The 9,687-nt window shown below is 68.0% G+C and carries 15 protein-coding genes; all 15 read right to left on the minus strand.

Features of this window, described 5'->3' with window-relative positions; all coding sequences use genetic code 11:
* Positions 1 to 23 precede the first annotated feature (23 nt).
* The 15 genes from rpsQ to rpsL all read right to left on the minus strand — a co-directional run bounded on the left by rpsQ (position 24) and on the right by rpsL (position 9,678).
* On the minus strand, positions 24 to 293 hold the full coding sequence (gene rpsQ, locus AB0C78_RS14645; RefSeq protein ID WP_151545533.1) for a 30S ribosomal protein S17: 270 nt from the start codon (positions 291 to 293) through the stop codon (positions 24 to 26).
* Positions 290 to 532: a 50S ribosomal protein L29 gene (gene rpmC, locus AB0C78_RS14650; RefSeq protein WP_151545534.1), complete on the minus strand. Its 243-nt coding sequence runs from the start codon at positions 530 to 532 to the stop codon at positions 290 to 292. The genes rpsQ and rpmC overlap by 4 nt, the downstream gene beginning before the upstream one ends.
* Positions 532 to 951, minus strand: a complete 420-nt coding sequence (rplP, locus tag AB0C78_RS14655; protein ID WP_067806120.1) for a 50S ribosomal protein L16 — start codon at positions 949 to 951, stop codon at positions 532 to 534. Before rplP ends, rpmC begins: the two co-directional genes overlap by 1 nt.
* Positions 952 to 958: 7 nt before the next feature.
* Positions 959 to 1,822, minus strand: coding sequence for a 30S ribosomal protein S3 (gene rpsC, locus AB0C78_RS14660; protein WP_360747022.1), 864 nt, complete (start codon positions 1,820 to 1,822; stop codon positions 959 to 961).
* Positions 1,822 to 2,199: a 50S ribosomal protein L22 gene (rplV, locus tag AB0C78_RS14665; RefSeq protein ID WP_151543208.1), complete on the minus strand. Its 378-nt coding sequence runs from the start codon at positions 2,197 to 2,199 to the stop codon at positions 1,822 to 1,824. The genes rpsC and rplV overlap by 1 nt, the downstream gene beginning before the upstream one ends.
* A 31-nt stretch (positions 2,200 to 2,230) precedes the next feature.
* Complete coding sequence (rpsS, locus tag AB0C78_RS14670; protein WP_067807019.1) at positions 2,231 to 2,512, minus strand: 30S ribosomal protein S19; 282 nt, start codon at positions 2,510 to 2,512, stop codon at positions 2,231 to 2,233.
* Positions 2,513 to 2,524: 12 nt separating this feature from the next.
* Positions 2,525 to 3,358: a 50S ribosomal protein L2 gene (gene rplB / locus AB0C78_RS14675; RefSeq protein WP_151543207.1), complete on the minus strand. Its 834-nt coding sequence runs from the start codon at positions 3,356 to 3,358 to the stop codon at positions 2,525 to 2,527.
* Positions 3,359 to 3,401: 43 nt separating this feature from the next.
* A complete protein-coding gene (rplW, locus tag AB0C78_RS14680; protein WP_151543206.1) occupies positions 3,402 to 3,701 on the minus strand; it encodes a 50S ribosomal protein L23 in 300 nt (99 codons plus the stop codon).
* A 14-nt stretch (positions 3,702 to 3,715) separates the two neighbouring features.
* On the minus strand, positions 3,716 to 4,318 hold the full coding sequence (gene rplD, locus AB0C78_RS14685; protein ID WP_151543205.1) for a 50S ribosomal protein L4: 603 nt from the start codon (positions 4,316 to 4,318) through the stop codon (positions 3,716 to 3,718).
* On the minus strand, positions 4,315 to 4,965 hold the full coding sequence (gene rplC, locus AB0C78_RS14690; RefSeq protein ID WP_151543204.1) for a 50S ribosomal protein L3: 651 nt from the start codon (positions 4,963 to 4,965) through the stop codon (positions 4,315 to 4,317). Before rplC ends, rplD begins: the two co-directional genes overlap by 4 nt.
* A 14-nt stretch (positions 4,966 to 4,979) precedes the next feature.
* Positions 4,980 to 5,288, minus strand: a complete 309-nt coding sequence (rpsJ, locus tag AB0C78_RS14695; RefSeq protein WP_018657599.1) for a 30S ribosomal protein S10 — start codon at positions 5,286 to 5,288, stop codon at positions 4,980 to 4,982.
* A gap of 106 nt (positions 5,289 to 5,394) precedes the next feature.
* The gene (gene tuf, locus AB0C78_RS14700; RefSeq protein WP_360747029.1) at positions 5,395 to 6,588 is read right to left on the minus strand and encodes an elongation factor Tu; all 1,194 of its coding nucleotides are present in this window, start codon (positions 6,586 to 6,588) and stop codon (positions 5,395 to 5,397) included.
* Positions 6,589 to 6,673: 85 nt separating this feature from the next.
* On the minus strand, positions 6,674 to 8,785 hold the full coding sequence (fusA, locus tag AB0C78_RS14705; protein WP_151543202.1) for an elongation factor G: 2,112 nt from the start codon (positions 8,783 to 8,785) through the stop codon (positions 6,674 to 6,676).
* Between the two features lie 48 nt (positions 8,786 to 8,833).
* Complete coding sequence (gene rpsG, locus AB0C78_RS14710; RefSeq protein WP_021597494.1) at positions 8,834 to 9,304, minus strand: 30S ribosomal protein S7; 471 nt, start codon at positions 9,302 to 9,304, stop codon at positions 8,834 to 8,836.
* On the minus strand, positions 9,304 to 9,678 hold the full coding sequence (rpsL, locus tag AB0C78_RS14715; RefSeq protein ID WP_030176166.1) for a 30S ribosomal protein S12: 375 nt from the start codon (positions 9,676 to 9,678) through the stop codon (positions 9,304 to 9,306). The genes rpsG and rpsL overlap by 1 nt, the downstream gene beginning before the upstream one ends.
* Positions 9,679 to 9,687 lie beyond the last annotated feature (9 nt).

A 9,687-nucleotide genomic window follows, 5' to 3' on the forward strand; every position in this document is an offset into this window, starting at 1 on the left:
GTCCCGCGGGGGCCTTTCGGCTCCTACTTGGCCTTCTCGAGGATCTCCACCACGCGCCAGCGCTTGCTCGCCGACAGCGGGCGGGTCTCCATGAGACGGACGCGGTCGCCGACGCCACACTCGTTGGCCTCGTCGTGCGCCTTGTAGTTCTTCGTCCGGCGGATGACCTTGTGGTACTTGGCGTGCTTCACGCGGTCCTCGACGGACACGACCACGGTCTTGTCCATCTTGTCGCTGACCACCAGGCCCTCCAGGACCTTGCGGCTGCTCCGCGCCTGCGTCTGCTCGGTCATTCGGTGCCCTCCACGGCGTCCTCGGCGACCGTGACGATGCCGAGCTCGCGCTCCCGCATCACGGTGTAGATGCGGGCGATCTCGCGCTTGACGGTGCGCAGCCGCCCGTGGCTCTCAAGCTGGCCGGTCGCGGCCTGGAAGCGGAGGTTGAACAGCTCCTCCTTCGCCTCCTTCAGCTTGGTGACCAGAACGTCCTCGGGCTCGGTCCGCAGGTCGTCGGCGGTAAGACCCTTGGCCATCAGGACTCACCCACCTCTCGCTTAACGATCTTGCACTTCATGGGAAGCTTGTGGATCGCGCGGGTCAGCGCCTCGCGGGCGATCTGCTCGTTCGGGTAGGAGATCTCGAACAGCACGCGGCCCGGCTTGACGTTCGCGACCCACCACTCCACGGAGCCCTTGCCGGAGCCCATCCGGGTCTCGGCCGGCTTCTTGGTCAGCGGACGGTCCGGGAAGATGTTGATCCAGACCTTGCCGCCACGCTTGATGTGGCGGGTCATCGCGATACGCGCGGCCTCGATCTGCCGGTTCGTCACGTAGGCGGCCTCGACCGCCTGGATGCCGTACTCGCCGAACGTCACCTTGGTGCCGCCCTTGGCCATGCCGCGGCGCTTCGGGTGGTGCTGCTTGCGGTGCTTGACCTTGCGAGGGATCAGCATGGGTTACTCAGCTCCCCTCACCCTGCGGAGCAGCGTCGGCCGTCTGCGCCGGCTGCTCGGAACTCTGCTGCTGCTTCGGCGCCTCGTTGCCGCCGCGGGCCTCGCCGCCGCGGGCACCGCCGCGCTCGCCGCCGCGTCCGCCGCGGCCGCCGCGCCCGCCGCCACGGCGGTCGCCGCCGCGGCGCTCACGGCCGCCGCCGCCCGCCGCGCGCTGCTGCGCGGCCTGCTGCTCGCGCTCGGCGCGGGTCTGCGCGGCCTCGCCCTTGTAGATCCACACCTTCACGCCGATGCGGCCGAACGTCGTCCGGGCCTCGTAGAACCCGTAGTCGATGTCGGCGCGCAGCGTGTGCAGCGGGACCTGGCCCTCGCGGTAGAACTCCGACCGCGACATCTCGGCGCCGCCGAGACGGCCGCCGCACTGCACCTTGATGCCCTTGGCGCCGGACTTCATCGCCGACTGGATCGCCTTGCGCATGGCGCGGCGGAACGCGACCCGGCTGGACAGCTGCTCGGCCACGCCCTGCGCGACGAGCTGCGCGTCGATCTCGGGGTTCTTCACCTCGAGGATGTTCAGCCGGACCTGCTTGCCGGTCAGCTTCTCCAGGTCGCCCCGGAGGCGCTCGGCCTCCGCGCCGCGGCGGCCGATGACGATGCCCGGCCGGGCGGTGTGGATGTTGACCTCGACACGGTCACGGGTCCGCTCGATCTCCACCTTGGAGATGCCCGCCCGGTCCATGCCCTTCTGCAGCATGCGCCGGATCTGGACGTCTTCCTTGACGTAGTCCTTGTAGAGCTTGTCGGCGAACCACACGCTCTTGTGGTCGGTGGTGACGCCCAGGCGGAACCCGTGCGGGTTGATCTTCTGACCCACTACCGGGCCCTCCTCGTCTTCTTACCGCCGGCCGAAGCGACTTCGTCCTTCGGGGCGACGACCACGGTGATGTGGCTCGTGCGCTTGTTGATGCGGTAGGCCCGACCCTGGGCGCGGGGGCGGAAACGCTTCAGCGTCGGCCCCTCGTCGACCCACGCGCCGCTCACGACGAGCGTGCCCGTGTCGAGCTTGAAGTTGTGCTCGGCGTTGGCAATGGCACTGGCCAGCACCTTGCCCACCGGCTCACTGGCGGCCTGGGGGGCGAACCGCAGCACCGCCTGCGCCTCCGCGGCAGGCAGGCCGCGGATGAGGTCCACCACGCGGCGGGCCTTCATGGGCGTGACGCGGATGAACCGCGCCTGGGCCCTGGCTTCCATCGCTGTTCCCTCTCTCCTACAGACTGCCCGCTCAGCCGCGACGGCTGCGACGGTCTTCCTTGACGTGGCTGCGGAACGTCCGCGTCGGCGCGAACTCGCCGAGCTTGTGCCCCACCATGGCGTCGGTGATGAACACCGGCACGTGCTTGCGGCCGTCGTGCACGGCGATCGTGTGACCGATCATGTCCGGCACGATCATGGAGCGCCGGGACCACGTCTTGATGACGTTCTTGGTGCCCTTCTCGTTCTGGACGTCCACCTTCTTCATCAGGTGGTCGTCCACGAAGGGACCCTTCTTAAGGCTACGTGGCATGACGAGCGACTCCTACCGCTTCTTCTTGCTGCGACGACGGACGATCAGCCGGTCGCTCGACTTGTTCGCCTGGCGAGTGCGGCCTTCCTTCTTACCGTTCGGGTTCACCGGGTGCCGGCCACCGGAGGTCTTGCCCTCACCACCACCGTGCGGGTGGTCGATCGGGTTCATGGCCACGCCGCGGACGGTCGGGCGCTTGCCCTTCCACCGCATCCGGCCGGCCTTGCCCCAGTTGATGTTCGACTGCTCGGCGTTGCCGACCTCGCCGACCGTCGCGCGGCAGCGCACGTCCACCATCCGCATCTCGCCCGAGGGCATGCGCAGCGTGGCGTACTTGCCCTCCTTGGCCAGCAGCTGGACGCCGGCGCCCGCGGAGCGGGCGATCTTGGCGCCGCCGCCGGGCCGCAGCTCGATGGCGTGGATGACGGTACCCGTCGGGATGTTGCGCAGCGGCAGGCAGTTGCCCGGCTTGATGTCCGCGCCCGGCCCGTTCTCGACGCGGTCGCCCTGGCGCAGGTTCCGCGGCGCGAGGATGTAGCGCTTCTCGCCGTCGGCGTAGTGCAGCAGCGCGATGCGGGCGGTGCGGTTCGGGTCGTACTCGATGTGCGCGACCTTCGCCGGGACGCCGTCCTTGTCGTGCCGGCGGAAGTCGATCACGCGGTACGCGCGCTTGTGGCCGCCGCCCTGGTGCCGGGTCGTGATGCGGCCGTGGTTGTTGCGGCCGCCCTTCTTGGGGAGCGGACGCAGCAGCGACTTCTCCGGCTCGCTGCGCGTGACCTCGACGAAGTCGGCCACGCTGGAGCCGCGACGACCCGGAGTCGTCGGCTTGTAGTTACGGATGCCCATCTTTTTCGTTCATCCCTATTTCAGTCTTCGGGACCCTGGCCGGTTAGGCCGGGCCGCCGAAGATGTCGATCCGCTCGCCCTCGGCGAGGCTGACGATGGCGCGCTTGGTGTCCTTGCGCTTGCCGTAGCCGAACCGGGTGCGCTTGCGCTTGCCGGGCCGGTTGAGCGTGTTCACGTTCGTCACCTTGACGCCGAACACCGACTCGACGGCCTGCTTGATCTGCGTCTTGTTGGCGTCGGTGCGGACGACGAACGTGTACTTGTTCTCGTCCAGCAGCCCGTAGCTCTTCTCCGAGACGACCGGCGCGATGATGACGTCGCGGGGGTCGGCGATCTTGTTCACTGGTGCCGCCCTCCTTACTTCTTCGCCGCGCGCGAGATGAACTCGTCGTACGCCTTCTGCGTGAAGACGACGTCATCGTTCACCAGCACGTCGTAGGTGTTGAGCTGGTCGGAGACGAGAACGTGCACGCTCGGCTCGTTGCGCAGGCTCTTCCAGGTCAGCTCGTCCTCGCGGTCCAGGACCAGCAGGACGCGCTTGGCCTCGGTGACCGAGCGCAGCGCCGTCAGCGCCGTCTTCGTCTTCGGGGTGTCGCCCTCGATGATGTGGTCGACGACGTGCACCCGGCCGTAGCGGGCGCGGTCCGACAGGGCGCCGCGCAGCGCGGCGGCCTTCATCTTCTTGGGCGTCCGCTGCGAGTAGTCCCGCGGCTGCGGGCCGTGCACCGTGCCGCCGCCGGCGAACTGGGGCGCGCGGGTCGAGCCCTGGCGGGCGCGGCCGGTGCCCTTCTGCCGGTACGGCTTCTTGCCGCCGCCGGACACGGCGCCGCGGGTCTTCGTGGCGTGCGTGCCCTGCCGCGCCGCGGCCAGCTGCGCCACCACGACCTGGTGGATCAGCGGCACGCTGGTCTTCGCGTCGAAGACCTCGGCGGGCAGGTCGATGTCGAGCTTGGAGGTCACTTGCCCGTCCCCTTCACTGCGTCGCGGACCAGCACCACGCCGCCGTTGGGACCGGGAACCGCGCCCTTGATGAGCAGCAGGTTCTTCTCCGCGTCGACGGCGTGGACGGTCAGGTTCTGCACGGTGGTACGGGCGTTGCCGTGCCGTCCCGCCATGCGGAGGCCCTTGAAGACGCGACCCGGGGTCGCGCAGCCGCCGATCGAGCCCGGCGAGCGGTGCTTGCGCTGGGTGCCGTGCGAGGCGCCGAGGCCCTTGAAGCCGTGGCGCTTCATGACACCGGCGGTGCCCTTGCCCTTGCTCGTGCCGGTGACGTCGATCTTCTGGCCGGCCTCGAAGACGCCAGCGGTGATCTCCTGGCCGAGTTCGAACTCGGTGGTGTCGTCGGAGCGCAGCTCGACGAGGTAGCGGCGCGGCGTGACGCCGGCCTTCTCGAAGTGGCCCGTGCGCGGCTTGTTCACCTTGCGCGGGTCGATCTGCCCGTACCCGATCTGGACGGCGGTGTAGCCGTCCTTCTCCTGGGTGCGGAGCTGCGTGACGACACACGGCCCGGCCTGGACGACGGTCACCGGAACGATCCGGCCCTCATCGTCGAAGACCTGGGTCATGCCGAGCTTCTCGCCCAGGACGCCCTTCCTCTGCGTGCTCATTTCCGATGCGTCCCTCAGAGCTTGATCTCGATGTCAACGCCGGCCGGAAGGTCGAGCCGCATCAGCGAGTCGACCGTCTTGGGCGTCGGGTCGATGATGTCGATCAACCGCTTGTGCGTGCGCATCTCGAAGTGCTCGCGGCTGTCCTTGTACTTGTGCGGCGAGCGGATGACGCAGTACACGTTCTTCTCGGTCGGCAGCGGCACCGGGCCCGCGACCTTGGCGCCCGTCCGCGTCACCGTCTCAACGATCTTCTTCGCGGAGGTGTCGATGACCTCGTGGTCGTAGGCCTTGAGCCGGATGCGGATCTTCTGTCCCGCCATGGTGGCCTCGGTGTCCTTTGCTGTAGTGCCGCTGTTTACTTCACTGGTCGTAAGGCGGCGGCCCGGTTGCCCTGGGGCGGCCGGGCCGCCGCGCTACGAGAGGGTGTTACTTGATGACCTTGGTGACGCGACCGGCGCCGACGGTCCGGCCACCCTCGCGGATGGCGAACTTCAGGCCCTCCTCCATGGCGACGGGCTGGATCAGCTCGACGCGCATCTCGGTGTTGTCGCCCGGCATGACCATCTCGGTGCCCTCGGGGAGGTTCACCACGCCGGTGACGTCCGTGGTCCGGAAGTAGAACTGCGGACGGTAGTTGTTGAAGAACGGCGTGTGCCGGCCGCCCTCGTCCTTGGACAGGATGTAGACCTGCGCCTCGAACTCGGTGTGCGGGGTGTTCGTGCCCGGCTTGATGACGCACTGGCCGCGCTCGACGTCCTCGCGCTTGATGCCGCGCAGCAGCAGGCCGACGTTGTCGCCCGCCTGGCCCTGGTCGAGCAGCTTGCGGAACATCTCGACGCCGGTGACGGTCGTCTTGGACGAGGCGTCCTTGATGCCGATGATCTCGACTTCCTCGTTGACGTTCACGACGCCGCGCTCGATGCGGCCGGTGACGACCGTGCCGCGGCCGGTGATCGAGAAGACGTCCTCGATCGGCATCAGGAACGGCTTCTCGGTGTCGCGCACCGGCTCCGGCACGTTCTCGTCGACGGCGTTCATCAGCTCGACGATGGACTCGGCCCACTTCTCGTCGCCCTGCAGCGCCTGGAAGGCGGACACGCGGATGACCGGAACGTCGTCGCCCGGGAACTCGTACTCGGACAGCAGCTCGCGGACCTCGAGCTCGACGAGCTCCAGGATCTCCTCGTCGTCCACCATGTCGCACTTGTTCAGCGCGACGACGATGTAGGGGACGCCGACCTGGCGGGCCAGGAGCACGTGCTCCTTGGTCTGCGGCATCGGGCCGTCGGTCGCGGCGACCACCAGGATGGCGCCGTCCATCTGCGCCGCACCGGTGATCATGTTCTTGATGTAGTCCGCGTGACCGGGGCAGTCCACGTGCGCGTAGTGCCGGGACTCGGTCTGGTACTCGACGTGCGCGATGGAGATCGTGATGCCGCGCTCGCGCTCCTCCGGCGCCTTGTCGATGTCCTCGAACGGCGTGAAGGGGTTGAGGTCCGGGTACTTGTCGTGGAGCACCTTGGTGATCGCCGCGGTAAGCGTGGTCTTACCGTGGTCGATGTGACCGATGGTGCCGATGTTCACGTGCGGCTTCGTCCGCTCGAACTTGGCCTTCGCCACTGGTTGCTCCTTGTTGCGATCCTCGGCCGTCTGGAACGACCGCTTCGATGTACGTCTGGTGTGATCTGTGGGCAGGCCCGGGTGCTTACTCGCCCCGCGCCTTGGCGATGATCTCCTGCGCGACGTTCCCCGGAACCTCGGCGTAGGAGTCGAACTGCATGGTGAAGACAGCCCGGCCCTGGGTCTTGCTGCGCAGATCACCCACGTAGCCGAACATCTCGGACAGCGGCACGAGCGCCTTGACGATGCGCATGCCGTGCCGCTCGTCCATGGACTGGACCTGGCCGCGGCGGCTGTTGAGGTCGCCGATCACGTCGCCCATGTTCTCCTCGGGCGTGGTGACCTCGACGGCCATCATCGGCTCCAGCAGCGTCGGGGACGCCTTGCGGGCGGCCTCCTTGAACGCCATGGAACCGGCGACCTTGAACGCCATCTCCGAGGAGTCGACCTCGTGGTAGGCGCCGTCCTGCAGAGTGACCTTGACGCCCACCATCGGGTAGCCGGCGAGGACACCGAACTCCGCGGCCTCCTGGCAGCCCGCGTCGACCGACGGGATGTACTCCCGCGGGATGCGGCCACCGGTGACCTTGTTCTCGAACTCGTAACCGTCGGACCCGCCGCCGAGCGGCTCCAGGTCGATGATCACGCGGCCGAACTGGCCCGAGCCGCCCGTCTGCTTCTTGTGGGTGTACTCGACCTTCTCGACCTTGCGGGTGATGGTCTCGCGGTAGGCCACCTGCGGCTTGCCGACGTTGGCCTCGACCTTGAACTCGCGCTTCATCCGGTCGACGAGGATCTCCAGGTGGAGCTCGCCCATGCCGGAGATCACGGTCTGGCCGGTGTCCTCCTCGGTGCGGACCTGGAAGGACGGGTCCTCCTCGGCCAGCCGCTGGATCGCGGTGCCCAGCTTCTGCTGGTCGGCCTTGGTCTTCGGCTCGATCGCGACGTGGATGACCGGCGCCGGGAAGTTCATCGACTCCAGGACGATCGGGTCCTTGTCGTCGCAGAGCGTCTCACCGGTGGTGGTCTGCTTGAGGCCCATCACCGCGACGATGTCGCCGGCGCCCGCGCGCTCGATCTCGGTGCGCTTGTTGGCGTGCATCCGGTAGATCTTGCCGATGCGCTCCTTGCGCTCCTTGACGGAGTTCATCACGCTCGCGCCGGACTCCAGCACGCCGGAGTACACGCGCACGAAGGTGAGCTTGCCGAGGTGCGGGTCGGTCGCGATCTTGAACGCCAGGGCGGAGAACGGCTCGTCCTCGCTCGGCTTGCGGGACAGCACCTTCTCCTCGTCGCGGATGGCGTGGCCCTCGATGGCCTCGACGTCCAGCGGCGACGGCAGGTAGCGGACGATCGCGTCCAGCAGCGGCTGCACGCCCTTGTTCTTGAAGGCCGTGCCGCACGTCACCGGGGTGACCTTCGCGGCGATCGTCGCGCGGCGGATGCCGGCGTGCAGCTGCTCCACGGTGGGCTCGTCGCCCTCCAGGTACAGCTCCATGATCTCGTCGTCGTTCTCGGCGAGCGTCTCGACCAGCTTGTCGTGCCACTCGCGGGCGGCCTCGGCGTGCGTCTCGGGGATGTCGAGCGTGTCGTACATCTCGCCGAGCTTGGCCTCCTCGTTCCAGACGAGGGCCTTCATGTTCACCAGGTCGATGACGCCCTTGAAGTCGGCCTCGGCGCCGATCGGCAGCTGCAGCACGAGCGGGACGGCGTTGAGACGGTTCTCGATCATGTCGACGCAGCGGTGGAACTCGGCGCCGACCCGGTCGAGCTTGTTGACGAAGCACATGCGGGGCACGCCGTAACGGTCGGCCTGGCGCCACACCGTCTCGGACTGCGGCTCCACGCCGGCGACACCGTCGAACACCGCGACCGCGCCGTCGAGCACCCGCAGGTTGCGCTCCACCTCGATGGTGAAGTCGACGTGCCCGGGGGTGTCGATGATGTTGATCGTGTGCTTGACGTCGTCGACGGGCCATTCGCAGGTGGTGGCGGCGGAGGTGATGGTGATCCCCCGCTCCTGCTCCTGCTCCATCCAGTCCATGGTGGCGGCGCCGTCGTGGACCTCGCCGATCTTGTAGCTGATGCCCGTGTAGTACAGGATCCGCTCGGTCGTCGTGGTCTTGCCAGCGTCGATATGGGCCATGATCCCGATGTTGCGGACCTTGGCCAGGTCTACACCGGTTTTGGTAGCCACAGTGTCCTCGCGTCCTCGCGTCGTCTCGTCGTTCTCAACCCGCCGGGGTTACCAGCGGTAGTGGGCGAAGGCCTTGTTGGACTCCGCCATCTTGTGGGTGTCCTCGCGCTTCTTGACAGACGCGCCGAGGCCGTTGCTCGCGTCGAGCAGCTCGTTCATCAGCCGCTCGGTCATGGTCTTCTCGCGGCGCTGCCGGGCGTACACCACCAGCCAGCGCAGCGCGAGGGTGGTGCTGCGGGCCGGCCGCACCTCGACGGGGACCTGGTAGGTCGCGCCACCGACGCGGCGGCTGCGGACCTCCAGGGTCGGCTTGACGTTGTCGAGCGCGCGCTTCAGCGTGACGACCGGGTCGTTGCCGGTCTTCTCGCGGGCGCCCTCGAGGGCGTCGTACACGATGCTCTGCGCGATGGAACGCTTGCCGTCCAGGAGAATCTTGTTGATGAGCGCGGTGACCAGCGGCGAGTTGTACACCGGGTCAGCGATCAGCTGGCGCTTGCCAGCGGGGCCCTTGCGCGGCATCAGCTCTTCTCCTTCTTCGCGCCGTACTTGCTGCGCGCCTGCTTGCGGTTGCGGACGCCCTGGGTGTCGAGCGACCCGCGGATGATCTTGTACCGAACACCCGGGAGGTCCTTCACACGGCCGCCGCGCACGAGCACGATCGAGTGCTCCTGCAGGTTGTGACCGACGCCGGGGATGTAGGCCGTGACCTCAATCCCGCTGGTCAGCCGGACACGGGCGACCTTGCGAAGCGCGGAGTTCGGCTTCTTGGGCGTCGTCGTGTAGACGCGCGTGCAGACGCCCCGCCGCTGGGGGCTCTCCTTCAGCGCGGGCGTCTTGTTCTTGGTCACCTTGTCCTGGCGGCCCTTTCGGACCAGCTGCTGGATCGTGGGCACCGCGTCTCC

Source organism: Actinomadura sp. NPDC048394, assembly GCF_040651755.1.
Lineage (GTDB): Bacteria > Actinomycetota > Actinomycetes > Streptosporangiales > Streptosporangiaceae > Spirillospora > Spirillospora montaniterrae.

What these genes read in the sequence shown, in the direction of transcription:
- rplV (WP_151543208.1), bottom strand. Translation starts at nt 2,199, where the DNA reads ATGGAAGCCAGGGCCCAGGCGCGGTTCATCCGCGTCACGCCCATGAAG.
- rplP (WP_067806120.1), bottom strand. Translation starts at nt 951, where the DNA reads ATGCTGATCCCTCGCAAGGTCAAGCACCGCAAGCAGCACCACCCGAAG.
- rplB (WP_151543207.1), bottom strand. Translation starts at nt 3,358, where the DNA reads ATGGGCATCCGTAACTACAAGCCGACGACTCCGGGTCGTCGCGGCTCC.
- rpmC (WP_151545534.1), bottom strand. Translation starts at nt 532, where the DNA reads ATGGCCAAGGGTCTTACCGCCGACGACCTGCGGACCGAGCCCGAGGAC.
- rpsQ (WP_151545533.1), bottom strand. Translation starts at nt 293, where the DNA reads ATGACCGAGCAGACGCAGGCGCGGAGCAGCCGCAAGGTCCTGGAGGGC.
- rpsG (WP_021597494.1), bottom strand. Translation starts at nt 9,304, where the DNA reads ATGCCGCGCAAGGGCCCCGCTGGCAAGCGCCAGCTGATCGCTGACCCG.
- rplC (WP_151543204.1), bottom strand. Translation starts at nt 4,965, where the DNA reads ATGAGCACGCAGAGGAAGGGCGTCCTGGGCGAGAAGCTCGGCATGACC.
- rpsS (WP_067807019.1), bottom strand. Translation starts at nt 2,512, where the DNA reads ATGCCACGTAGCCTTAAGAAGGGTCCCTTCGTGGACGACCACCTGATG.
- rpsJ (WP_018657599.1), bottom strand. Translation starts at nt 5,288, where the DNA reads ATGGCGGGACAGAAGATCCGCATCCGGCTCAAGGCCTACGACCACGAG.